The sequence below is a fragment of the Streptomyces sp. NBC_00299 genome (assembly GCF_036173045.1).
Taxonomy (GTDB): domain Bacteria; phylum Actinomycetota; class Actinomycetes; order Streptomycetales; family Streptomycetaceae; genus Streptomyces; species Streptomyces machairae.
The window spans coordinates 8,949,579-8,972,867 of record NZ_CP108039.1 but is presented as its reverse complement, the minus strand read 5'-3'; the positions used below and the strand labels follow the sequence as shown (position 1 = coordinate 8,972,867).

24 protein-coding genes and 2 pseudogenes are annotated in these 23,289 nt (G+C 70.6%); 9 read left to right on the top strand and 17 right to left on the bottom strand.

Translation table 11 applies throughout. The annotated features are described in order from the left end of the window. Positions 1-31: 31 nt before the first annotated feature. A complete protein-coding gene (locus OHT51_RS39875) occupies positions 32-442 on the bottom strand; it encodes a hypothetical protein (protein ID WP_328883785.1) in 411 nt (136 codons plus the stop codon). 345 nt (positions 443-787) lie between these two features. Between OHT51_RS39875 and OHT51_RS39870 the strand changes: the two genes are divergently transcribed. Together OHT51_RS39870 and OHT51_RS39865 are read left to right on the top strand one after the other, a co-directional pair. Beyond that, positions 788-1,183: a nuclear transport factor 2 family protein gene (locus OHT51_RS39870; RefSeq protein WP_328883784.1), complete on the top strand. Its 396-nt coding sequence runs from the start codon at positions 788-790 to the stop codon at positions 1,181-1,183. A gap of 70 nt (positions 1,184-1,253) precedes the next feature. Continuing rightward, positions 1,254-1,541: a DUF1905 domain-containing protein gene (locus OHT51_RS39865; protein ID WP_328883783.1), complete on the top strand. Its 288-nt coding sequence runs from the start codon at positions 1,254-1,256 to the stop codon at positions 1,539-1,541. On the opposite strand, the gene OHT51_RS43435 is transcribed toward OHT51_RS39865, so the two are convergent. Next, entirely contained in the window at positions 1,531-1,767 is a 237-nt protein-coding gene (locus OHT51_RS43435) for a helix-turn-helix transcriptional regulator (RefSeq protein ID WP_443052748.1), read from the bottom strand. The two genes, OHT51_RS39865 and OHT51_RS43435, sit on opposite strands and share 11 nt — an antisense overlap. A 192-nt stretch (positions 1,768-1,959) precedes the next feature. Further along, positions 1,960-2,456 (bottom strand): annotated as a pseudogene (locus OHT51_RS39855) (cupin domain-containing protein); the annotation flags it as partial. Positions 2,457-2,557: 101 nt separating this feature from the next. Here OHT51_RS39855 and OHT51_RS39850 point away from each other — a divergent pair. After that, complete coding sequence (locus OHT51_RS39850; RefSeq protein WP_328883780.1) at positions 2,558-3,541, top strand: oxidoreductase; 984 nt, start codon at positions 2,558-2,560, stop codon at positions 3,539-3,541. A 29-nt stretch (positions 3,542-3,570) separates the two neighbouring features. Here OHT51_RS39850 and mgrA read toward each other — a convergent pair whose 3' ends face one another. Beyond that, on the bottom strand, positions 3,571-4,566 hold the full coding sequence (gene mgrA / locus OHT51_RS39845; RefSeq protein WP_328883779.1) for an L-glyceraldehyde 3-phosphate reductase: 996 nt from the start codon (positions 4,564-4,566) through the stop codon (positions 3,571-3,573). Positions 4,567-4,703: 137 nt separating this feature from the next. On the opposite strand from mgrA, the gene OHT51_RS39840 reads away from it, so the two are divergent. Beyond that, complete coding sequence (locus tag OHT51_RS39840; RefSeq protein WP_328883778.1) at positions 4,704-5,591, top strand: LysR substrate-binding domain-containing protein; 888 nt, start codon at positions 4,704-4,706, stop codon at positions 5,589-5,591. Between the two features lie 25 nt (positions 5,592-5,616). After that, complete coding sequence (locus tag OHT51_RS39835) at positions 5,617-6,120, top strand: mycothiol transferase (protein WP_328883777.1); 504 nt, start codon at positions 5,617-5,619, stop codon at positions 6,118-6,120. A 13-nt stretch (positions 6,121-6,133) separates the two neighbouring features. Here OHT51_RS39835 and OHT51_RS39830 read toward each other — a convergent pair whose 3' ends face one another. Both OHT51_RS39830 and OHT51_RS39825 read right to left on the bottom strand, forming a co-directional pair. Next, complete coding sequence (locus OHT51_RS39830) at positions 6,134-7,204, bottom strand: adenosine deaminase (protein ID WP_328883776.1); 1,071 nt, start codon at positions 7,202-7,204, stop codon at positions 6,134-6,136. 98 nt (positions 7,205-7,302) lie between these two features. Continuing rightward, positions 7,303-7,689 carry a VOC family protein gene (locus OHT51_RS39825; protein WP_328883775.1) on the bottom strand — a complete coding sequence of 129 codons (387 nt, stop codon included), beginning with the start codon at positions 7,687-7,689 and terminating at the stop codon, positions 7,303-7,305. A gap of 156 nt (positions 7,690-7,845) precedes the next feature. On the opposite strand from OHT51_RS39825, the gene OHT51_RS39820 reads away from it, so the two are divergent. Both OHT51_RS39820 and sph read left to right on the top strand, forming a co-directional pair. After that, complete coding sequence (locus OHT51_RS39820) at positions 7,846-8,304, top strand: pyridoxamine 5'-phosphate oxidase family protein (RefSeq protein WP_328883774.1); 459 nt, start codon at positions 7,846-7,848, stop codon at positions 8,302-8,304. A gap of 119 nt (positions 8,305-8,423) precedes the next feature. Further along, positions 8,424-9,410, top strand: a complete 987-nt coding sequence (gene sph / locus OHT51_RS39815) for a sphingomyelin phosphodiesterase (RefSeq protein ID WP_328883773.1) — start codon at positions 8,424-8,426, stop codon at positions 9,408-9,410. A gap of 22 nt (positions 9,411-9,432) precedes the next feature. Here the strand turns inward: sph and OHT51_RS39810 are convergent. Beyond that, positions 9,433-10,340, bottom strand: a pseudogene (locus OHT51_RS39810) (aldo/keto reductase). A 36-nt stretch (positions 10,341-10,376) separates the two neighbouring features. Then, positions 10,377-11,087: a chitinase gene (locus tag OHT51_RS39805; protein WP_383232493.1), complete on the bottom strand. Its 711-nt coding sequence runs from the start codon at positions 11,085-11,087 to the stop codon at positions 10,377-10,379. Between the two features lie 270 nt (positions 11,088-11,357). Between OHT51_RS39805 and OHT51_RS39800 the strand changes: the two genes are divergently transcribed. Then, positions 11,358-12,779, top strand: coding sequence for a cytochrome P450 (locus OHT51_RS39800; RefSeq protein WP_328883772.1), 1,422 nt, complete (start codon positions 11,358-11,360; stop codon positions 12,777-12,779). A 112-nt stretch (positions 12,780-12,891) separates the two neighbouring features. Here OHT51_RS39800 and OHT51_RS39795 read toward each other — a convergent pair whose 3' ends face one another. The 8 genes from OHT51_RS39795 to OHT51_RS39760 form a co-directional block, all read right to left on the bottom strand. Next, positions 12,892-15,663 carry a fumarate reductase/succinate dehydrogenase flavoprotein subunit gene (locus OHT51_RS39795; RefSeq protein ID WP_328883771.1) on the bottom strand — a complete coding sequence of 924 codons (2,772 nt, stop codon included), beginning with the start codon at positions 15,661-15,663 and terminating at the stop codon, positions 12,892-12,894. A 267-nt stretch (positions 15,664-15,930) separates the two neighbouring features. Next, the gene (locus OHT51_RS39790; RefSeq protein WP_328883770.1) at positions 15,931-16,782 is read right to left on the bottom strand and encodes an ABC transporter ATP-binding protein; all 852 of its coding nucleotides are present in this window, start codon (positions 16,780-16,782) and stop codon (positions 15,931-15,933) included. Then, positions 16,779-17,639, bottom strand: coding sequence for an ABC transporter permease (locus OHT51_RS39785; RefSeq protein ID WP_328883769.1), 861 nt, complete (start codon positions 17,637-17,639; stop codon positions 16,779-16,781). Before OHT51_RS39785 ends, OHT51_RS39790 begins: the two co-directional genes overlap by 4 nt. Continuing rightward, complete coding sequence (locus OHT51_RS39780; RefSeq protein WP_328883768.1) at positions 17,636-18,991, bottom strand: ABC transporter substrate-binding protein; 1,356 nt, start codon at positions 18,989-18,991, stop codon at positions 17,636-17,638. The genes OHT51_RS39785 and OHT51_RS39780 overlap by 4 nt, the downstream gene beginning before the upstream one ends. A gap of 14 nt (positions 18,992-19,005) precedes the next feature. After that, the gene (locus OHT51_RS39775; RefSeq protein ID WP_328883767.1) at positions 19,006-19,233 is read right to left on the bottom strand and encodes a 4Fe-4S dicluster domain-containing protein; all 228 of its coding nucleotides are present in this window, start codon (positions 19,231-19,233) and stop codon (positions 19,006-19,008) included. Between the two features lie 59 nt (positions 19,234-19,292). After that, entirely contained in the window at positions 19,293-20,063 is a 771-nt protein-coding gene (locus OHT51_RS39770) for a GntR family transcriptional regulator (protein WP_328883766.1), read from the bottom strand. 137 nt (positions 20,064-20,200) lie between these two features. Continuing rightward, positions 20,201-21,394 (bottom strand): RNA polymerase sigma factor, encoded by a 1,194-nt coding sequence (locus OHT51_RS39765; RefSeq protein ID WP_328883765.1) that lies wholly within the window; start codon positions 21,392-21,394, stop codon positions 20,201-20,203. Then, positions 21,394-21,747 (bottom strand): YciI family protein, encoded by a 354-nt coding sequence (locus OHT51_RS39760; RefSeq protein ID WP_328883764.1) that lies wholly within the window; start codon positions 21,745-21,747, stop codon positions 21,394-21,396. The genes OHT51_RS39765 and OHT51_RS39760 overlap by 1 nt, the downstream gene beginning before the upstream one ends. Before the next feature lie 245 nt (positions 21,748-21,992). Between OHT51_RS39760 and OHT51_RS39755 the strand changes: the two genes are divergently transcribed. Next, entirely contained in the window at positions 21,993-22,433 is a 441-nt protein-coding gene (locus OHT51_RS39755; protein ID WP_328883763.1) for an SPW repeat protein, read from the top strand. Positions 22,434-22,513: 80 nt separating this feature from the next. On the opposite strand, the gene OHT51_RS39750 is transcribed toward OHT51_RS39755, so the two are convergent. Further along, on the bottom strand, positions 22,514-23,281 hold the full coding sequence (locus tag OHT51_RS39750) for an ArsR/SmtB family transcription factor (protein ID WP_328884584.1): 768 nt from the start codon (positions 23,279-23,281) through the stop codon (positions 22,514-22,516). Positions 23,282-23,289 lie beyond the last annotated feature (8 nt).

Below are 23,289 nucleotides of genomic sequence, written 5' to 3'. Positions count from 1 at the left end.
GGGGGCGAGTTCCTTCGGCAGCGGGGGAGGCTCAGGCGACGGGCACCACCAGCGTCGGGGCGGCCCGCTGCATCCGCAGGGCGTCGATCGACTCGGCGAGCAGTTCGTATTCGGTGGTCTCGTCGCTCACGGCGATCCGCACCAGTCGTCCGGCCGCCAACTCATCGGCGACCAGCTCTTGTTGATCGTCATCGCCGCACCATGCGCGCAGCACGGCCGGCACGTCGGGCACATTGTCCGCGACCGGGACGAGCGCATTCGGAGGGAAGTGCTCGGCGTCCGGTCGCGGGTCTAATCGCTGGGCGATCCACGAGGCGCGGTCACGTAACCACCACAGCGCGAGGGCCAGGGTGGGTGCCCGGTAGGTTCCCAGGGGTACCCCGATGCGCCGGCCGCCGCAGACGCCGTATGCGGTGACATGGCACAGGAACTCGTCGTGCACGTGACCTCCCCCGTGTTGCCGTGTTCGCCTCTCGGCGGACCTCGCTTTCCATGCGGCTCGTGAGCGGTGCGTAAGGGGGCCGTCGCCCCATGTGAGGCACCCTCGTAGTTGAGTATGTTCACTACTGAAACACTGTCACCATGACTTTCCGGCCAGTCTCCTGGCATATTCACAGCCGGTGTTGGCCGAAACAAGGCGGGTACACGTCAACCCCGCTGCACGACCGGGCATTACCTCGGGAGTAATCGAGCTTTCCGGCGGGCGCGGGCATCGTTGCGGTACCGGGTCACCGCGAGCGGGATCCGGACTCCCACCAGTGACGACCTCGTTGGAGGCTGATCGCCCATGTCCGCGTCCGTACCCGTGACCACCGACCGCTACGAGATCGCCGTCGCCCGCTACTTCGAGGCCTGGAACACCCGCGAGCCCGACGCACTGGCCCGGGCGGTCGCCGTCGCCTGGTCCCCGCAGGGCGGCTACACCGACCCGCTCGCGGACGTCCGGGGCCACGAGGGGATCGTGGCCGTCGTCGCGGCGGCGCACGCACAGTTCCCCGGCTTCGTCTTCCGGCAGACCGGCTCCGTGGACGGCCACCACGACACGGTGCGCTTCTCCTGGGAGCTGGTGAGCGAGGTCGACGGCGCGGCGCCGGTCGCCGGGTCCGATGTGATCACCCTGGACATCGAGGGACGGATCCTGTCCGTCCTCGGGTTTTTGGACCGGGTGCCGGCCGGGGCGTGAGTTCCGCGATGAGTTCGAGCGCTCGCGGTGGTCTCTTCAGTACGTGACCACCGCGAGCAAAGGAACCACCATGACCACCACCGCCAAGCTGGATGAGGAGTTCACGGCCGTCCTGCGCAAGAGTCCGAGTGAGGGCGGCTGGACCTATCTCGTCTGGCCGAGGAGCGTCGAGTTCTTCGGCACCCGCGGGCTCGTCAAGGTCCGCGGCACGATCGACGGACAGCCCTTCCGCAGTTCGTTCATGGCCGTGGGCGACGGCACGCACAAGCTGCCCGTGAAGGCCGACATTCGCAAGGTCATCGGCAAGGCGGAGGGCGACACCGTGACCGTGCGCCTCGAGGAGCGGATCAGCTCCTAGCCGCCCCCTCCCGGTAACGCCGGGGCGCGACGCCCAGGGCCCGCTTGAAGGCGTTGCTGAAGGCACTTTCGGAGGTGTAGCCCACGGAACGGGCAAGTGCCGCGACCGACGTCGTGTCCTGCCTGAGGACGCGGGCGGCCAGGCTCATGCGCCAGTTCAGCAGATACGTCAGCGGCGGCACCCCGGCCGCCTCCTTGAACCGTACGGCGAAGGTGGTCCGGGACATCGCGGCCGCCCGGGCGAGGTCCTCCAGCCGCCAGGGGTGGCCCGGATCGCCGTGCATCAGCCGCAGGGCCGGGGCGAGCCGTTCGTCGGCCAGGGCGCGCAGCCAGCCCGGCGGCAGCCCCTCGGACTCGACGAGGCAGACCCGCAGCACCTGCACGAACATGAGCTGCGCCAGCTGGTCCGAGGCGAAGTCGACCCCGGCCCGGCGCGTCGTCATCTCCTCGGCCAGCTGTCCGATCAACCAGCGCAGCGCCGACGCCTCGGCCGCTTCGGACCGTACGTGGATCAGCTCCGGCAGCGCCCGGCGCAGCAGTTCGCCGCTGTCCCGGCTCAGGTCGATGTGCCCGGAGACGCAGGAGACGTCCTCACCCGTGCCGTCACCGAGCCCCGCCGTGCGGGTGACGGGGTCCACGCTGACCTCGGCGGAGACCGCGGCTCGACACCGAGCTCACTGCACAGGACGTAGGGCCGGCGCCCGTCGGAGACCACCACGTCACCCTCGGACAACTTCAGCGCCTCGCCGCCGCCCTCCCGGACCAGCAGACAGCTGCCCCGCACCACGGCGATCACCTTCAGCTTGTCGCGTCCGCGCAGCCGGATCGCCCAGGTGCCGCCGGCGGTGAAGCCACCGGAGAACACGCTGCGGGCATCGGCGACGGCGAGGGCCTCGGACAGCGGATCTGCGGTCATGCTCGAACTATCACGCAAGTAATGCGGATTCTCCAGCATTCATCGTACGGAGACGCGAACCTACGGTGGTCTGGTCGGCTCACATCGAGGAGATACGCACCATGACCACCGCACAGCACCCCCTGCCCTCCGGCTTCGGCGCCGCGTCCACCGCCGAGGAGGTGATCAAAGGGGTCGAGCTGACCGGCAAGGTGGCCATCGTCACCGGCGGCTACTCCGGCATCGGGGTGGAGACGGCCCGCGCGCTGCGCTCCGCCGGCGCCGAGGTCGTCGTACCGGCGCGGGACCTGGAGCGGGCACGGGCTGCGCTGCGGGACGTGCCGGGGGCCGAGGTCGAGTACCTCGACCTGCTGGACCCGGCGTCGATCGACGCGTTCGCGGAGAAGTTCCTGGCCTCCGGGCGTCCGCTGCACATCCTGGTCAACAGCGCCGGGATCATGGCGACCCCGCTGACCCGGGACGCGCGCGGATACGAGGCACAGTTCGCCACCAACCACCTGGGCCACTTCCAGTTGGTCGCCCGGCTGTGGCCCGCGCTGGTCGCGGCCGACGGGGCGCGGGTCGTGGCCGTGTCCTCGCGGGGCATCCGCTTCGGCAACGTCGACTTCGACGATCTGCACTTCGAGCACCGGCCCTACGAGCCGTTCGCCGCCTACGGCCAGTCCAAGACGGCCAACGCGCTCTTCGCCGTGGAACTGGACCGGCGCGGGCGGGACCAGGGGGTGCGGGCCTTCGCCGTGCACCCGGGCACGATCATCGAGACCGGCCTCGCCAAGCACGTCTCCGCGGAGGTGGTCCGGGCGGCCGGTGCCCTCGACGAGCACGGGCGCCCCGTACGGGACCCCTCCCGCCAGCTGAAGACGGTTGAGCAGGGAGCCGCCACCAGCGTCTGGTGCGCCACCAGCCCGCAGCTGACCGGACTGGGCGGGGTCTACTGCGAGAACTGCGACGTCAGCCCCCTGGTGACCGAGGCCGACGAGGCCGAGTGGCGCACCGGAGCGGAGACAGCGGGCGTGCTGTCCTACGCCGTGGACCCAGAGGCGGCGGCCCGCCTCTGGGAGGTCAGCGAACGCCTTACGGCTTGAGGATCAGCCATACGGCTTGCCGATCAGCCCTACGGCTTGAGGATCGCCTCGATGCGGGCCAGCTCGTCGGCGTCGAAGTCCAGGTTGCGAGTGGCCGCGACGCTGTCCTCGATCTGCTGCGCGCTGCTCGCACCGACCAGCGCGGACGTCACCCGGCCGCCGCGCAGGACCCAGGCCAGGGCCAGCTGGGCCAGGGTCTGGCTGCGGGACTTGGCGATCTCGTCGAGTGCGCGGAGCTTGCCCAGCAGCTCGTCGGTGATCGCGTCGGCGTTCAGGAACGGGCTGCCGCTGGCGGCCCGCGAGTCCTTCGGAATGCCGTCGAGGTAGCGGGAGGTCAGCTGGCCCTGCGCCAGCGGGGAGAAGACGATCGACCCGACCTGGAGCTCGTCGAGGGCGTCGAGGAGTCCCTCCTCCTCGGGACGGCGGTTCAGCATCGAGTAGGCCGGCTGGTGGATGAGCAGCGGCGTGCCCAGCTCGCCCAGGATGCGGGCGGCCTCTCGGGTCTGCTCCGCCGAGTAGTTGGAGACGCCGACGTACAGCGCCTTGCCCTGCTGCACCGCCGAGTGCAGGGCGCCCATCGTCTCCTCCAGCGGAGTGTCCGGGTCGGGGCGGTGCGAGTAGAAGATGTCGACGTAGTCCAGGCCCATCCGCTTCAGGCTCTGGTCGAGCGACGACAGCATGTACTTGCGCGAGCCCCACTCGCCGTACGGGCCGGGCCACATCAGATAGCCGGCCTTGGTGGAGATGATCAGCTCGTCCCGGTACGGCGCGAAGTCCGCCTTCAGCGCCTCGCCGAACGCCGACTCGGCGGCGCCGGGCGGCGGGCCGTAGTTGTTGGCCAGGTCGAAGTGGGTGACACCGAGGTCGAAGGCGCGGCGCAGGATGGCCCGCTGGTGCTCGACCGAGCGGTCCGCCGGGCCGAAGTTGTGCCACAGGCCGAGGGACAGCGCGGGAAGCTTGAGTCCGCTGCGGCCGGTGCGCCGGTAGGGCATGTCCGCGTAGCGGTCGGTGTGTGCGGTGTACAACGCGACTCCAGAGGGGTTGGCACAGGGAGGACGGCTCCGGGGAACCGGTGTTCCAGTCGCCGTCCACTCTGTCGTGACCTGCTGGCAGTGGTCCAACAGGTAAATCAGATGGGATTCAGCGGCTACGCTGCTCAATCATGGAACTGCGCCATCTCCAGCATTTCGTGGCGGTCGCCGAGGACCAGCACTTCACCCGGGCGGCCGAGCGCCTCCTGGTGTCCCAGTCGGGCCTGTCGGCCTCGATCCGCGCCCTGGAACGGGAGTTGCAGACCCCGCTGTTCGTGCGGACGACCCGCCGGGTGACGCTCACCCCTGCCGGCCGGGCGCTGCTGTGCGAGGCGGAACGGATCCTCGCCCAGGTCCGGGCCGCCCATGAGGCGGTGGCGGCGGTACAGGGCGTGCTGCGCGGGATGCTGGCCCTCGGGTCCGAGCAGTGCATCGCCGGGGTGCATGTGGCAGGGCTGCTGGCAGCCTTCCGGCGGGCGCATCCGGACGTGGAGATCTGTCTGCGTCAGGCGGGCTCGGGCGCTCTCGCGGAGGAGGTCGGGGCCGGACGCCTCGATCTGGCCTTCGCCGTCCGGACCGCGCAGGAGGACACCGACCAGCTGCGGGTCGTACCGCTGACCGGCGAGCCGATGACCGTCCTGTGCCATCCGAGCCACCGGCTCGCGACCGCCGGCGCCGCCGTCACTCCGGAGGAGCTGGGCGGCGAGGTCTTCGTCGACTTCCACCCGGACTGGGGGCCGCGCCGCACCACCGACGCCGTCTTCGCAGCCGCGGGCGTGCGCCGGACCGTCGCCCTGGAGGTCAACGACGTGCACAGCCTGCTCGACCTGGTGGACGAGGACCTCGGCATCGCCGTCGTGCCGCGCCACTTCCGGGACAAGCGGCGCTCACTGACGGCGCTGCCCGTGAAGGGCACCGGCGAGACCGTCTACGAGACGGTCGCCCTGCTGCCGCCCGCGCAGGCCACCAGCCCCGCGGCCCGGGCGCTCATGGCGCTGCTGGAATCAGAGGGCGCATGACGGACGGGTGCGCGATGGTGGAGCCATGCATGCGAAGGACATCCTCATCGACGGGTACAACCGCATCCAGGAAGAAGTCCATGCCGCCGTCGAGGGCCTCGACCCCGACGGCCTGCACGCCCGCCCCTCCCCCGACGCCAACACCGTCGCCTGGCTGATCTGGCATCTCACCCGGGTCCAGGACGACCACATCGCCGACGCCTTCGGCCTCGACCAGGTGTGGCTGACCCAGGACTTCCAGAAGACCTTCGGACTCGACCTGCCGCGCCACGACACCGGCTACGGCCACACCTCGGCGAAGGTCGCCAAGGTACGGGTCGACTCCGGCGACCTGCTGACCGGCTACTACGACGCCGTGCACGCCCAGACCCTGGGGGCGCTGCGGGAGGTGGCCGCCAAGGATCTGGAGCGCGTCGTGGACGAACGCTGGGATCCGCCGGTCACCCTGGGCGCGCGCCTGGTCAGCGTCCTGTCCGACGATCTCCAGCACGTCGGACAGGCCGCCTACGTCCGCGGGCTGGTGTCCTAGACCGCGAACCGCTTCACAGCGCGGCCGCGTAGCCCGGCAGCACGACGTCCTCGATGAGGGCCTTGCGCTCGTCGAACGGGATGAACGCGCTCTTCAGGGCGTTCACGGTGACCGTGCGCAGGTCCTCGACCGTCCACCCGGCCTGCTCGACCAGCAGGGACATCTCGCGCGTCATCGTCGTACCGGACACCAGACGGTTGTCGGTGTTGAGGGTGACGCGGAAGCCGAGGTCCTTCAGCGCGGTGATCGGGTGCTCGGCTATGGACGTGGCGGCGCCGGTCTGGAGGTTGGAGGTCGGGCACATCTCCAGCGCGATACGGCGGTCGCGCACCCAGCCCGCGAGGCGGCCGAGCTTGCCGTCGACGATGTCGTCGGTGATGCGCACGCCGTGACCGATGCGCTGGGCACCGCAGACCTGGAGGGCCTGGTGGATGCTGGACAGGCCGTCGGCCTCACCGGCGTGGATGGTGAAGGGCACGCTCTCGCGGCGCAGGTGATCGAAGGCGTCGACGTGGTCGGCGGCGGGGAAGCCCGCCTCGGCACCGGCGATGTCGAAGCCGACGACACCGGCGTCCCGGAAGGCGACGGCCAGGTCGGCCGCCTCGCGCACCCGGTCGAACATCCGCATCCCGCACAGCAGGGTGCCGACCCGCACCGGAGTGCCGGCGGCCGCGGCCTTGGCCATGCCCGCGGCCAGGCCCTCCTGGACGGTCTCGACGACCTCGGCGAGGGTCAGCCCGCCGTTGGTGTTGAGTTCGGGGGCGTAGCGCACCTCGCCGTAGACGACGCCGTCCGCGGCCAGGTCGAGGACGTACTCCTCGGCGGTGCGCAGCAGCCCCTCGCGGGACTGCATCACGGCGAGGGTGTGCTCGAAGGTGGCGATGTAGCGGACCAGGTCGCCGGAGTTCGCGGCCTCGAAGTACCAGGCGGCGAGCTCGTCCGGGTCGGTGGTGGGCAGGGTGTGGCCGACCGACTCCGCGAGCTCCACCACGGTGGCGGGGCGCAGGCCGCCGTCGAGGTGGTCGTGCAGTACGGCCTTGGGGAGGTGACGGATGACGTCGGTGTCTACGCGCGTAGCGGTCATGGCGGAGTCTTTCCTTGAGCGGGGCGGTTCGAAGCGGCGGGCGGAGGCCGCCGGCCAGGAGGTGGATCAGCCGGGAGAGGGATCGGCCGGGAGGTGGATCAGCCGGCGGGCTGGAGCAGGTCCCAGCGGTTGCCGTACAGGTCCTGGAAGACGGCGACCGAGCCGTAGGACTCGTGCCGGGGCTCCTCCAGGAAGGTCACGCCCGCGGCGAGCATGCGGGCGTGGTCGCGGGCGAAGTCGTCGGTGTGCAGGAAGAACCCGACGCGCCCGCCGGCCTGGTCGCCGACCCGGGCCCGCTGCTCGTCGCCCTTGGCGCGGGCCAGCAGCAGTGCGGTGCCCTGATCGCCGGCCGCCACGACCACCCAGCGCGAGCCGTCGGGACGCGGAGCGTCCTCGACCAGCCGGAAGCCGAGGGCGTCGGTGTAGAAGCGGATCGCCTCGTCGTAGTCGTCGACGACGAGGGTGACCAGGGCGATGTGTCTCATCGGGGCCTTCCTGGAGGTGCGATTGACGGGAGAGGTTATACGTAAAACGTGGCCCGCGCCAGTCCCGGCCGGGACCGGTGCCAGTCCCGGCCGGGACCGCAGTCCTACGCCCGCCGCCCGAGGTGCGGCAGACGGTCGGCGGCTAGCGTTCCGGGAATGACGATCATGGGTGGGGCGCGCAGCCCCGAGCGCCGCAAGCAGGACGTTCTGGAGCGGCTGGAGCGGGAGACGGACATCTGGGTGGCGTCGGCGGACGGTCACGGGGTGCCGTGTCTGGTCGCCCTGTGGTTCGTCTGGGACGGCGAGGCGCTCTGGATGGCCACCCGCCCCGGCAACCCCACCGGGCGCAACCTCCGCACCGGCCGTCGGACCCGGCTCGCCTTCGGGGACACCCGGGACGTCGTGCTCATCGACGGCGAGGTGGAGGTCTATGACATCGACGAGGTGCCGGCCGCGGCTGCCGAGGCGTTCCGCGCGAAAACGGGCTGGGATCCGCGGAACGACTCCGCGACGTATGCCTATTACCGAGTACGGCCGTGCGCGGTGCAGGCGTGGCACGAGCAGCATGAACTGCCGCAGCGGCATCTCATGCGAAACGGAATGTGGCTTGTCTGAACAAGTTTCGCGCGTACGTCCCTGCGCCATCCATTTCCCGCACAAGTGTTACCTGGGAGTAACTCCTGATGGTTTGATGTGCGGCGCCACGCAACCCCCTTCAACCACAGGGAGATCCAGTGACGCTCTCCGCACACCGCCGCGCACAGGGCTCGGTCGTGCTCGCGCTCTCGCTCGCCGGTGCCGGTCTTGCGGGCTCGGCGCCCGCCGCGTCGGCCGCCGAGCAGGCGCCGCCGCTCAAGGTGCTGTCGTACAACGTCTTCCTCTTCAGCAAGACCCTGTACCCGAACTGGGGCCAGGACCACCGGGCCGCCGAGATCGCCAAGGCGCCGTTCGTGCAGGGCAACGACGTCGTGGTGTTCCAGGAGATGTTCGACAACTCCTCCTCGGACGCGCTGAAGAGCTCCCTCGCCGGCCGCTACCCGTACCAGACGCCGGTGGTCGGGCGCAGCAAGAGCGGCTGGGACGCGACCGGTGGCGCGTACTCGGCGACCACGCCCGAGGACGGCGGGGTCACGATTCTGAGCAAGTGGCCGGTGCTGCGCAAGGAGCAGTACGTGTACAAGGACGCGTGCGGGTCGGACTGGTGGTCCAACAAGGGCTTCGCGTACGTGGTGCTGAACGTGAACGGCACCAAGGTGCACGTCGTGGGCACGCACGCGCAGTCGACCGACCCGGGCTGCGACGCCGGTGAGGCCGCGGCGATGCGCAGCCGGCAGTTCAAGGCGATCGACGCCTTCCTCGACGTCAAGAACATCCCCGCGAACGAGCAGGTTCTGGTCGCCGGCGACATGAACGTCGACTCGCACACGTCCGAGTACGGCTCGATGCTCGCCGACGGCGGGCTGGTCGGGGCCGACGCGCGGACCGGGCACCCGTACTCCTTCGACACGGCGGAGAACTCCATAGCCCGCGACCGCTACCCCGACGACCCGCGCGAGGACCTGGACCACGTCCTGCACCGCGCGGGTCACGCCCGTCCCACTGTCTGGAAGAACGACGTGGTCAAGGAGCAGAGCGCGCCCTGGACCGTGTCGAGCTGGGGCACCGACTACACGTACACGAACCTGTCCGACCACTATCCGGTGACCGGGTTCACCGGCTGAGCAATGCCGTGCAGGCTCCGGCTCAACCGGTCTGCTGTCGCGCCGTGTTGAGCCGGGCCAGGTCGCCGTCGGTGAGGCGGAGGGCTCCCGCGGCCACGTTCTCGGCGAGGTGGTCGGGGTTGCCGGTGCCGGGGATGGCGAGGACGTGCGGGCCCTGGTGCAGGGTCCAGGCGATGCGCACCTGGGCGGGGCTTGCCCCGTGCGCCCGCGCCACGGCGAGCACTTCGTCGTCGTGGGCGCCGGTCGCGCCCCGCTCCCCGGTGTCGCCCGCGACGGCGTAGAACGGCACGAAGGCGACGCCCTGCTCGCTGCACAGGCGCAGGAGTTCGTCGGCCTCGGGGTCCGGCCGGTCGAGCGCGTACCGGTTCTGCACACTGACCACGGGCGCGATGGCCTGCGCCTCGGCGAGGTGCCGTGGCTCCACGGCGGAGACGCCGAGGTGCCTGATCAGGCCCGCCTCGCGCAGTTCGGCCAGCGCGCCGAAGTGCTCGGCGATGGAGTCCTGCCGCATGCGGCGCAGGTATACGACGTCCAAGTGGTCGCGGCCGAGCTGGCGCAGGTTCTCCTCGACGTGGCCGCGCAGCTGGTCGGGGCGGGCCGAGGTGCCCCACTCCCCCGTGCAGTCGCGGAACGGGCCGACCTTGGTCGCGATGACCAGGTCGTCGGGGTACGGCGCCAGCGCGGTGTTGATGAGTTCGTTGGCCGCGCGCAGGGCGGAGAAGTAGAAGGCGGCCGTGTCGATGTGGTCGACGCCCAGCTCGACCGCCTTGCGCAGTACGGCGATCGAGCGTTGCCGGTCGCTGGGCGTCCCGTGGTGGAAGGCGGCGCTGCCCGTCAGCCGCATCGCGCCGAAGCCGACGCGGCTCACGGACAGGTCGCCGAGTTTCCAGGTGCCCCCGCGGCGCGCGCGGTGATCGTCTCCGAGGTCATCGGCGGAGTGTCGCACACGCCTCGGGCGCCGGGGCGTCAGCAGTAGAGGTTGCCGCCCGGCGAGACGCCGAGGATCGAGGTGAACCGGTTGTAGGCGTCCACGCGGCTCTGGACCTGCGCCGGGTTCTTGCCGTCGCACTCCAGCGAGCCGTTGATGCTGCGGATCGTCTGACCGAAGCCGGCCTGGTTCACCATGGCGTTGTGGGGGGTCATGGTGCCGGGGCCGGACTGGGTGTTCCAGTACCACAGGCCGGTCTTCCAGGCGACGGCCGACTCGTTCTGCACCCGCCAGGGGTTGTTCAGCAGATCGATGCCGAGCGCGTCACCGGCGGCCTTGTAGTTGAAGTTCCAGCTGAGCTGGATGGGACCGCGGCCGTAGTAGGCGTCCTGGCCCGCGGGACAGCCGTACGGCTGGCTCCGGTCGCAGTAGTGGGGGTAGTTGGCGGTGTTCTGCTCCACGACGTGGACCAGGCCGCCGGTCTCGTGGTTGACGTTGGCGAGGAACGCGGCCGCCTCCTGCTTCTTCACCGTGTCGCTGCCGGTGTTGGCGAAGCCCGGGTAGGCGCTGAGCGCGGCGGTCAGGCCGCTGTACGTGTAGAACGAATTCCGGTTCGGGAACATCTGGTTGAACTGCGACTCGCTGACGACGAACCCGGCGGCGGACGCACTCGGGGCCGGCTGGAGCAGCAGCGCGGCGCTGCCCAGGGCGAGTGAGGACAGCAGTGCGGCTATGCGGCGCCTCGACACAGGATCAACTCCTTTGCGGAGCACGGCCGCACCCGGTCAAGGGCAGGGCGAAGCAGAGCCTTGAGCGCACGCGCCGACGGGGTCGGCCACGGCGTGGGGGCGGCCGTGGTGGGGGGTGTGGAGACACACTCAACCGCTTTGGTATGTACCAGTCAAGGGTGTAGACCAAATAAGGTGTAGACCAATCAACCGGCCCGGGAGGCAAGGGAGTCGAGGCGCCCGACAGCTCGTGCGTGGTGCAGGACACGCGGTCCGGGTGATTGTCGGAGGGTGGACGGAGGGAAGTCATTCTGGCGTCTTATCACCGAGAAGGGACGCGTTGTGACGCCAGTTGAGTCTCCCCCCATACCCCGGGCCACGGGATCGCTACCGTTGTTCGGTCACCTCTTCCGGCTCTTCCCCGACCCCCTCCCTTTCATGGCCTCACTCCGCGAGCGATACGGCTCGCTGGTGGAGATCACACTTCAGCCGGGCACCCGCACGCTGGTCGTCCAGGACCCCGCCATGATCCGTGCAATGCTCACCGACCCGATCGCCGGCACTCTCGACAAGGGCCCCTTCTTCGACGAGATGCGGGTGTTGCTGGGCGACTCCGTGGTCACCGTTGCCGGGGAGGAGCACAGCGCCAAACGCCGCCAGATGTACCCGGCCTTCGCACGCCCCGAACTCGGGCGCTACGTCGACATCATGCGCACCTCGACCGAGGCCGAGCTCGCCACCTGGGAGCCGGGGCGGCGCATGGACGTGCGCGAGACGATGATCCGCCTGTCGCTGGAGATGCTCACCCGGACCGTCTTCTCCAACCGCCTCGACGCCTCCACCTTCCGCGAGTTGCGCCAGAACATGGCTTCGGTGATGGACAGTGTCGGCCTGCGCATCATGCTGCCCGCCTGGGTCAAGCGCCTGCCGATTCCGCTCAACCGCCGCTTCGACAGGGCTCGTGCCGCGATTCGGACCACCATTTCCCAGGCGATCGCGGATCTGCGCACCAGCGGCGACGGCCATGACAGCGGCGACATGCTGTCCGTGCTGATGAATGTCGAGGACGAGAAGACCGGCCGTCCGATGACGGACGAGCAGATCTGCAACGAGGTCCTCACGCTCGCCCTGGCCGGGACGGAGAACACGGCCACCATCCTGGCCTGGGTGCTTTATGAGCTTGCCCGGCATCCCGACATCGAGGCCGACGTGCTGGACGAACTGGAGCAGGTGCTGGGCGACCGGCCGGTCACGTTCGCGGACGCCGGCCAACTGCCGATCCTGGACCGGGTGATCAAGGAGGTGCTGCGGCTGCACGTCACGGGATGGATCCTGACCCGCCGCACGCTCACCGAGACCAAACTCGGGACGTGGACCCTGCCCGCCGGCACGAACCTCGCCTTTGCCCAGCACGCCCTGCACCGCGATCCCGACCTGTACCCCGAGCCGCTGCGTTTCGATCCCGCCCGGTGGCTGGACGGTACGCAGAAGCCCCCGCCGGGAGCCCTTCTGCCGTGGGGGGCGGGCAAGCACCGGTGCATCGGCGACCGGTTCGCCACTATGGAGCTGATCACCGCTTTGTCGACGATCCTGAGGCAGGTGCGGTTCACGCTGGCCCCGGGCCAGACCGTTGATCCGGTGGCCCGGGCCACCGTGCGCCCCGGGAAGATGCTCATGACCGTGGAACCGCGTCGGGCGCGCTTCCCCGGCTAGGGCGGGCGCTCCCGGTCGCGGCCGGGAGCGCCAGGAGGACGGCGATCCGGCGTACGAGCGGCTCTGGGCCGCGTGACGCCGGACAGCTCAAGGGAGTGGAAGCGACGCCGGATCACCGCACCGCTCGGCCCGCGTACGCCCTGACATCGGCGTCGGGGTCGTCCACCGCGGTCGCCAGCGCCGCACGGGCATCGTCGTGTGCGGCGTGCCGCAGCAGGCTGAGAACCGCGGCCTTGCGCACATCGGCGTCGGTGTCACCGAGCAGTTCGGCGAGAGCGGGTACACCGTCTTCCGACGCCGCCCCGCCGAGGGCCTTCGCGGCGCCCGCGCGGACCTGCCAGGCCGGGTCGGTGAGCGCCGCTGTCACGGTGGCGAGGAGTGTGTCCGGGACGCCGAGGACGCCCAGGGCCTCCAGGGCAGCGGCACGAACGAGGGCGTCGGGGTCCTGGAGCAGGCCGTGCAGGGCGGGCGGCGTACCTTGCTGCGCCCGCGCGATGTGCGCGGCCACGGCGGCGAACCCGCGCGCCACGGCGACCCGTACCTCACGCGCGGGGTCGCCGGCCGCCTCCGACAGGGCATCGACCGCGTCCACCGAGACCAGGGCGCGCACTGCGGCCAGGCGCACCTCGGTGTCCGGGTCGGCCAGGTGCCCCGCGAACAGGGCCGCGTCGCCCAGGCGCAGGGCACGCAGCACGTCCAGAGCCGCCGCGCGGGCCGTCGGATCCGCTGCGGTGAGTGCGGACACCAGCGGGGCCCGCAACTCCGTTTCCACCGTGAGGACTTCGGCCAGCTCACGCAGCGACGAGGCGGCCGCGGCGCGCACCTGTCCGTCGCTGTCGGTCAGCGCGGAACCCAGGGCGGGGCCCGTTCCGGGTGGGGCCGTCTCCGTCAGCGCCTTCACGGCGGCGAGGCGTACGGCCGCGTCCGGGTCCTTCAGGTAGGGCTCCAGCGCCAGGAGATCGGGCTCCTCCTCCGAGAGCGCGACGAGTTCGAGGATCCGTTCCCGGTTGGACTCCGACGCTCCGTGCGTCGGGCCGTCGGACGGCGCGACAGCACCCGGCTCCGCGGTGGCCGCCGCCGGCGCCACCTCCCGGCGTCCCGCCGTCGCCGTGGGGAGCGGGTCCACCTCGCCCAGGAGACGGGAGGCACCGCCGGTGGGGGTGAACTCGTCGACGGGCACGAGGTAGGGGGCTACGGGACGTGCCGTGAACTCCATGGCTCCCGAAGGGCCCTTGCGCAGGTCGAGGTGGTGCAGCCACTGTGTGTCGTCGCGCTGAGGGTGGTCGAGGCGCTCGTGGTAGAGGCCCCAGCGGGACTCGGTGCGGGCGAGGGACGACCGGGCCGCCATCTCCGCGCAGTCACGGATGAACGAGACCTCGGCGCAGCGCATCAGTTCGTGCGGTGTCCGTGCCCCCATCTCTGCGATCTCGTCCCGCATCCGCTCGAAGTGCTCCAGCGCCAGGGAGAGCCGGGCGCCGCTCTTGGGCGGGGCGACGTAGTCGTTGACGAAACGGCGCAGCTTGTACTCGACCTGGGGCTGAGCCGGGCCGTCGGGGTTGCGCAGCGGACGGTAGATCAACTCGTGGGCCTCGGCGAGCTGGTCCTGCGGCAACTCGCCCTGATACGCGGTGTACTGGGCCGCGTCCTCGCCCGCCAGGTCACCGAAGACGAACGCCCCGATCATGTAGTTGTGCGGGACACAGGCCAGGTCGCCCGCCGCGTACAGGCCGGGGACCGTGGTGCGGGCGTGGTCGTCGACCCGTACACCCGAGGCGGAGTGCCCGCCGCAGAGGCCGATCTCGGAGATGTGCATCTCCACGTCGTGGGTGCGGTAGTCGTGGCCGCGCCCGGAGTGGAACGTGCCGCGGGTGGGGCGCTCGGTGGAGTGCAGGATGGACTCCAGGGCCGAGATCGACTCCTCCGGCAGATGGCTGAGCTTGAGGTAGACCGGCCCGCGGTCGGAGGCCACCTCGGCGGCGAACTCGGCCATCATCTGCCCCGACCAGTAGTCGGAGTCGACGAACCGCTGCCCGTGCCGGTTCACCTGGTAGCCGCCGAAGGGGTTGGCGACGTAGGCGCAGGCCGGGCCGTTGTAGTCCTTGATGAGCGGGTTGATCTGGAAGCACTCGATGCCGGTGAGCTCGGCGCCCGCGTGGTACGCCATCGCGTAGCCGTCGCCCGCGTTGGTCGGGTTCTCGTACGTGCCGTACAGATAGCCGCTCGCGGGCAGGCCGAGGCGTCCGCAGGCGCCGGTCGCGAGGATCACCGCACCCGCCCGCACGACCACGAAGGCACCGGTGCGGGTGTTGAACGCGACGGCACCGACCGCCCTGCCCTCGGCGGTCAGGACCCGCACCGGCATCAGCCGGTTCTCGATACGGACCTTCTCGCGCACCTCCCGCCTGCGCAGCTGCCGGTAGAGCACCTTCTTGACGTCCTTGCCCTCGGGCATGGGCAGCACGTACGAGCCCGATCGGTGCACTTGGCGGACCGCGTACTCCCCGTGCTCGTCCTTCTCGAACTTCACCCCGTACGACTCCAGGCGCTGCACCATCTCGAAGCCCCGGGTGGCCGTCTGACGGACCGTCGACTGATCGACGATGCCGTCGTTGGCGCGGGTGATCTCGGCGACGTAGTCGTCCGGTTCGGCACGGCCGGGGATGACGGCGTTGTTGACGCCGTCCATGCCCATGGCCAGCGCTCCGGAGTGCCGTACGTGCGCCTTCTCCAGCAGCAGCACGGATGCGCCGCGCCCGGCGGCGGTGAGCGCGGCCATGGTGCCGGCGGTGCCACCGCCGATCACCAGGACGTCGCAGCTCAGCTCCTCGGCCGAGTCGAGGGCGGGGATCTCCGTCAGGGTGGCGGTCGCGGTCGCGGGGGTCATGACAGGGGTGCCTTTCAGGACGTACGGGGCGCAGCCGGGGGACGCGCGGGAGCCGGGTGCTCGGGACGTGGGGCCGGGCCTGCTCGAACGCGGGGGGCGAGGTTGCTCCGGAGGTGCGGGGCCGAGGGTCACTCAAGACGTTCGGGGGCTGAGGGCGCTCAGGACGTGCCGGGCCGAAGGTTGCTCGGAACATGCGGGAGCCGAAGGCGCTCGGGACAGGCCGCAACCGAGGAGACTCAGGACGTGCACCTGCACATCGGCGCCCGCTCAGGACCCGCGTGAGCCGAGGGACTCCAGGATGTCGTGGCGCAGTGCCACCGTCGCGGGGTCGTCGCGGGCGCCCCGGTCGCGGGGTCGGGGTACCGTCCGGACACCGGTGAGGCCGCCCGCGCCGAGCAGGGCGACCCGGTCGCCGAGGAACAGTGCCTCGTCCACGTCGTGGGTGACGAAGACGACGGTGGCGCCGGTCCCGCGCAGCACCTCCACCAGCAACTGCTGCATGCCCGCCCGGGTCTGGGCGTCCAGTGCGCCGAAGGGCTCGTCCATGAGCACGGCCCGCGGCTGCCCGGCGAGCGCGCGGGCGAGCTGCACCCGCTGGCGCTGCCCTCCGGACAGCCGGTGCGGCAACTGCCGCTTCAGGTCGGGCAGGCCGACCCGGTCCAGCCACTCCTCCGCCCTGGTCCTGCGCTCGGCGCGGCCCAGCCCTCTGATGGCCAGCGGCAGTTCGACGTTGGCGCGGGCCGTACGCCACGGCAGCAGCGCGTCCTCCTGGAAGACGAGCGCCCGGTCAGCGCCGGGGCCCGTGACGGGCCGCCCGTCCTGGGCGACCTGTCCGGCGAGCGCGGGCAACAGCCCGGCCAGCGTCCGCAGCAGGGTCGACTTCCCGCAGCCGGACGGGCCGACGAGCGTCAGAATCTCGCTGGGGGTGGCTTCGAGGTCCACGCCGTGCAGTACGACGGCACCGGGTCGCCCGAGGTCCGCCCCGGTGAGGCTGAGCCGTGCGCCGGCGGCGGGGAGCCCGGCCCGCGAGGCCGTCGAAGCCGCGGAGGGCGTATGGATGGCGGTGTCGGCGGCTGCGGTGTCGGTGTCGGTGGCAGCGGTGTCCGATTGCGTACTCATGAGGTGGCACTCCCTTCGCGTCGCGGCAGCCAGTACGTGAGGCGGCGTCCCAGGAGCTCCACCACGGTGGAGGTCAGCCAGCCGAGCATGCCGATGCTGACGATGCCGGTGAACACGCCCGGGTAGTCGAGGACGGTGTAGTCCTGCCAGGTGCGGTAGCCGATTCCGTACTCGCCGGAGATCATCTCCGCGGAGATCACGCAGATCCACGAGACGCCGATCCCGACCGACAGTCCGCCGAAGATCCCCGGCAGCGCGCCGGGCAGCACCACGGAGGCGAGCACCCGCCACCGTCCGCCGCCCATGGTGAGCACCGCCTCCTCCCACACCGGGGCCAGTGCGCGCACCGCGTGCCGGGTGGCGACCAGGACCGGGAAGAAGGCGGCGGTGAAGGTGATGAAGACGATGCCCTGTTCATTGCTGGGGAAGAGCAGGATCGCCACGGGTACCAGCGCGATCGCCGGGACGGGCCGCAGCACCTCCAGGACCGGTCCGATCAGGTCGGCGGCCCAGCGGGAGCGGCCGACTGCCACACCCGCGGCGACGCCGAGGACAGCCGCGAGCAGGAACCCGGTGACGATCCTGCGCAGGCTGTCGCTCACGTCCTGCCAGTACGCGCCGTCGGCGAGTCGCTGCCCGAACTCCCGGGCCACGTCGGTGACGGACGGGAACTGGTCGAAGCGCAGCCACAGTTGGACGTCCAGCGTGGTGAGCAGCTGCCACACCGCGAGCGCCGCCAGCAGGGACAGCACGCGTACGACCGGTCGGAGGCGGGCCGTGCGCCGAGCGGGGACCGGCCGCGCGGACGCCCTACTCGCTTTCCCCGATTTCCTCGGCGGGGCGGTCACCGCGGTCATGACGCCTGCTCCAGTGCGGTGGCGTAGGAGACGGTGCGGGCGCCCGGGTGTGCCTGGGTGTACGCGCGGGCGGCGGAGGCGGTGACGAACGGCCGCGGCTCCTTGCCGTCCTGGACCCAGACCGCCTTGTCCGCGTACCAGCGGGTGCCGGTGGTGGCGTCCGGTACATAGGCGGCGCGCACGTCGTCCTTGTGCCCGGCGACGAACTTCAGCAGTGCGGCGGGCGAGTCGAAGGGACGGGTGCTGTCCTCGCCCTTGAGCCACACCTCGCTGCGCGAGGGCTCGGGGGTGGCGGCGAGCCGCTCGGCGTACTCCTTGCCGTACACGCGCTTGATCGGGCCGTCGTCGACGAAGGCGTCCACGTCCACGTCGCCGACGAGTTTCGCCGAGCGCAGCACCGACACGTCCTTCTTCAGCGCGGAGACGAGCTGCGGCTTGACGCTCGGGTCGAAGGTGGCGATGCCGCCGCTGCCGTTGTAGAGGTAGACGACCTCCGGGGGCAGATCGGTGGCCTCGGCAACCTTCTCGGCGGCCTGGACGGGGTGTTCGTTCAGGTACCGCGTCGCCTCGATCTGCGCGGCGAGGAAGGCGTCGAGCACCTTGGGACGCTGCTCGGCGAAGTCCTCACGGACCGTCACCCCGTGGAAGGTGGGCAGGTTCAGTTCCGCACCGTCGTACAGCGCCTTCGCCTTGCCCTGGAAGGCGAGCAGCCCGGGCCAGGCCACGAACTGCGAGAGGGCGTCGGTGCTGCCGGCCTGGAGTGCCGAAGCGCCCACCGACGGCTGCTGGTTGAGCTTGCGGATGTCCTTCTCCGGGTCGAGCCCGGCGCGCTGCAGCGCCCGTACGAGGGTCCCGTCGGCCGCCGAACCGATGCTGGTGGACACGTTCTTGCCCCGCAGGTCCGCCAGCGAGGCGAGCTTCGAGTCGGGCGCCGTGACCACGGTGTTGAGGGCGCCGCGCAGGTTGTAGCCGGTGACCGAGACGAGCCGCGTGGGACGGTTGAGCTGTTTGCCGCGGGCGGCGTTGATCAGCAGCGGGAAGTCACCCATGGACCCGATGTCGATCTTCCCCGCGGTCATCTGCGCCGTGATGGGCGCGCCCGTGGCGTAGTCCTGCCACTTGACCTTGTAGGAGACGCCGTCCCGTTTGCCCCGGGCGGCGAGTTCGCGTTCGAAGTATCCGAGCGAGCGCAGCAGGGTGCCGGCGGTGACGGTGTTGATGGTCTTGGACTGGTAGCCGACGGTGACGGTGACGTGCTTGTCGTCGCCGGCTGCCGCATCGCCGCCGCAGCCCGTGACGAGCGTGCTGACGAGAGCTGCCGCGAGCAGTGCTGCGGGAGTCGTGCGTTTCATCGGGAGAAGGCCTTTCACCGCAGCAGGTAGGGCATGTTGACCGTGACGGCCCCGGTGGGGCAGCGGGTGGCGCAAGGGCCGCAGTACCAGCACTCGTCGACGTGCATGTACGCCTTGCCGCTGTCGGGGTTGATCGCCAGGGAGTCAAGCGGACACATGTCGACACAGAGCGTGCAGCCGTCGATGCACTTCGACTCGTCGACGGTCACGGGCACGTCGGCCCGCTGGGGCACCAAGGGCATGGCTGTCTCCAGTGAGGTACTGCGAGGGGTGGAAGAAACGTTTGGCGGATGGCGCGTCGTCAGAGGGAGCGGCGCAGCAGGCCGCTCATCGCGATCCGGTCCCCGCGGAACCGGATGAACTCCAGGTCCACGGGCCTTCCGTCGCACAGGTGGGTGAGGCGCTCCAGCATCAGCACGGCGGTGCCGCGCGGTGCTTCCAGGACGGTGGCGGAGTGCGCGTCGGCGTTGACGGCCTCCAGGGTGATCTCCGCGTGCCCGAGCGGCTGCCCGGTGATCTGCTCCAGCAACCGGAAGACGTCGGTGTTCTCCAGGTCGGCGCCGATCAGCTCACTGCCGATGTCCAGCGGCAGATAGGTGAGGTCGAGGGAGAGCGGCAGCCCGTTCAGCCTGCGCAGCCGCTCGATGTAGAGGACGTCGGTGCCGGTGGGCAGCCGCAGTCGCTCGGCCACGGGGGCGGGCGCTGCGACCGGACCCATGGTGCGTACCTCGTTGCTGACCTGGCCGTGTTCCCGCAGGGTCTCCGCGAGTCCCATCAGCCGGTCGAGGCCGTGCGAGTACTTCTCGGCGACGACGACGGTGCCCACGCCGGGCAGCCGCTCGACGAGCTGCTCGGCGCGCAGCAGGTCCAGTGCGTGCCGGACGGTGTTCCGTGACACCTGGTAGTCGGTGGCGAGCACGTCCTCGTGCGGCAGCACGCCGCTGGGGAATCCCCCGGTCAGCACCAGGTGCCGCAGCAGATCCGCGAGCTGCCGCGCCCGGTCGGCACGCAGCCGCCGGCGGCGGGCTGCGGCGAGCGGCGCGGTGTGCTCGCGGGTTCGTTCTGCTGGCATGCGGTGACCATACCGACGGTTGCCGCTCAGTGGTGTTACCGAATCATTGCGCCACCTGAGCACCTCTCACCAGGGCGCTGACCTGCGGCTTCCTGAGATGCCGGCATGGTTTCGCCACTACGGGCCCGGCTCGGCCGTCATCTGCGGACCAGTTCTCGACGGCGGCGTTCGAGGTACGCGCGCTCGGCGGGGTTCTCCGCCAGTGCGAGGGCCCAGTCGTACTCTCGCACGGCCTCCGTGGGGCGGCCCAGGCGGCGCAGCAGGTCCGCGCGGACGGCGTGCAGGACGTGGTAGCCGTCGAGATCCAGCGCGTCCACGAGGTCGAGGGCCGGAGCCGGGCCGTCGACCTCGGCCACGGCGACGGCCCGGTTCAGCGCCACGACGGGGCTGGGAGCGACGGCCAGCAGGTGGTCGTAGAGCTGCCGGATCTGGTACCAGTCCGTGGCCTGCGAGGTCGGCGCGTCGCTGTGCACCGCCTGGATCGCGGCCTGGATCTGGTACGGCCCCGGCCTGCCCAGGCGCAGACACCGGCGGACCAGCGACTGTCCCTCGGCGGTCAGTTCACGGTCCCAGCGGCCACGGTCCTGTTCCGGCAGCGGTACGAGCTCCCCGGCGTCGTCCTGCCGGGCGGGCCGGCGGGACTCGACGAGGAGCATCAGCGCGAGCAGCCCCGTCACCTCGGGCTCGTCCGGCATGAGTTCGGCCAGCAGACGACCGAGGCGTACGGCTTCCGCACACAGGCCCGCCTCCCCCTCGTACCCCTGGTTGAAGACCAGGTAGACGACGGCCAGCACCCCCGCGAGCCGGTCCGGCAGGTCGGCGTCGCGGGGCACGCGGTACGGGATGCCGGCGTTGCGGATCTTCGCCTTGGCCCGCACCAGCCGCTGGGCCATCGTCGGCTCCGGCACCAGGAAGGCGCGCGCGATCTGCGCGGTGCTGAGCCCGCCCAGCAGACGCAGGGTGAGGGCGACTTGCGCCTGGACGGCGAGGGCGGGGTGGCAGCAGGTGAAGATGAGCCGGAGCCGGTCGTCGCGCACGGGGCCCTCCTCGGGAGGTGCGTCGGCGGTGTGCAACAGGGCGGCCTGGGCGTGACGTTCGGTCCTGGTGGCCTCGCGGCGCAGCCGGTCGACGGCGCGGTTGCGGGCGGTGGTGATGATCCAGCCGGCGGGGCTCGGCGGCACGCCGGTCTCCGGCCAGCGCCGCAGGGCGGTGGCGAAGGCGTCCTGGACCGCTTCCTCGGCGAGGTCGATGTCGCCGAGGAAGCGGACGAGTACGGCGACCGCGCGGCCGTACTCCGCGCGGAAGACGGCTTCGACGTCCGTGGCCGTCATCAGTTCTCGGCTTCGCCCATGAACGGCCGCACCTCGATCGGCAGTGTGGTCGCCAGCGCCAGCCTGCGGCCCCAATCCAGGGCCGCGTCCAGATCGGGGGCCTTGATGAGGCTGATGCCGCCCAGCATCTCCTTGCCCTCGGCGTACGGTCCGTCGGTGACGAGGACGTCGCCGTCGCGGGGCCGCAGCACGGTGGCCGACTCCGGGCCGTGCAGTCCCCCGGCGAACACCCAGGCGCCGGCCTCGCGCAGCTCGCGGTTGAGCGTGTCGAGGTTCTTCTCGATCTCGCCGAGGGCGTCCGGGGCGGGCGGTTCTCCGACGGGCTGCATCACATTGAGCAGGTAGTACTTCATGACGGTCTCCTCGGACGACATGATGGGCTGCCGGTCTCTCACCTCCTACACGAACGGCACCCGCCCGGATCGACGCCCCGCACACCGACACCGGCCAGAAGTTTCCGGAGAGCCACTCCGCTTACATCGTCATGAACCCGCCGAGCCTACACATAAAGAAAAAATAAGCGCAGAATGGTATGAGGCGGCGCTTACCGCACACCGCACCAGACGCGGTCAGGCCTGCGATTCAAAGGAGACGAGTCATGGCCAACGTCTCGCCCACCAGAGGTGACATAACAGCCCACCCCGATGTACCCGAAATGCGGGACCGCTACGACCGCATGCTCGGCGGTCGCGATGTGGCGCTCGTGGACGGACCGGTGTTCCTGCTCGGTCTGTACTGCGCGGCATCCCCCTGGATACTCCACTACACGACGAGCCAGCCGGCACTCGTGACCCACAACCTGATCATGGGTATCGCGATCGGCCTGCTGGCCCTCGGATTCACCCGGGCCCCTGAACGCATGTACGGCCTCAGCTGGGCCTTCTGCGCGATGGGTGTCTGGATGATCATCGCGCCGTGGGTCGTCGGGGAGAGCCCGGACGCGGGTGTCATCGTGAACAACATCATCATCGGCGCGCTGGCCGTGATCCTGGGATTGGTGTGCGCCGGCACAGCGGCGAAGAGCACCTCGAGGCCGTAGCGGCACACCGCGAGCAAGACAAGTAGGCCGGTCCGCTCCCGCGGACCGGCCTACGCGCGCCCGCCTCTGGGCAACGCCGCTCAGCCGGTCGGCATCAACCACGGTTCCTGGGGCAGGACATGACCGGTCTCCAGGAGCGACTTGAGGTTGGACAGCACCGCCGGCCAGCCGGACGACACGTCGGCACGCGCGCTCTCGTCCGGCAGGTCCTCGTGGGTCACGGTGAGACGGACGATCTCGGCATGCTGCTGGATGTCGAAGGTGACCCGGGAGTACTTGCCGTCCTGCCCCTCCTCGTCGGGCGCCACCCACGTGGTGACAAGGCGGCTGGGTCGCTCGCTCTCCACCACGGTGCCCACCACGTCGGCGACGCCCGACCCGTCCGTGCGGACGTGTTCCCAACGGGAACCGGCCCGCCAGTCCGAGACGTTGCTGTGGCCCCAGTAGGCGGCCGTCAGGTCGGCGTCGGTGAGGGCGTCCCAGACCTTTTCGGCGGTGCTCTCGATGTAGGTGACGTACACATACGTGGGCTTGTCGGTCATGGCTTCCTCGGCTCGTCGTTTCACGGCCCCGAGCACGCGCAGGCGCGGGCTCTCGAACTTGTCGATCCACCGCTCCTGGATCTCGTGGAGCGGGACCGGATTGAGGTAGTGCAGCTTTTCCCGCCCCCGCCGCACCGTGCTGACCAGGTTCGCGGCCTCCAGGACGGCCAGGTGCTGGGTCACGGACTGGCGCGCCATGTCGATCCGCGCGCACAGCTCGCCCAGCGTCTGCCCGTTCTCCTCGTGCAGCCGGTCCAGGAGCCGCCTGCGGGTTCCGTCGCTCAGCGCCTTGAAGACCTGGTCCATCTCGGGGT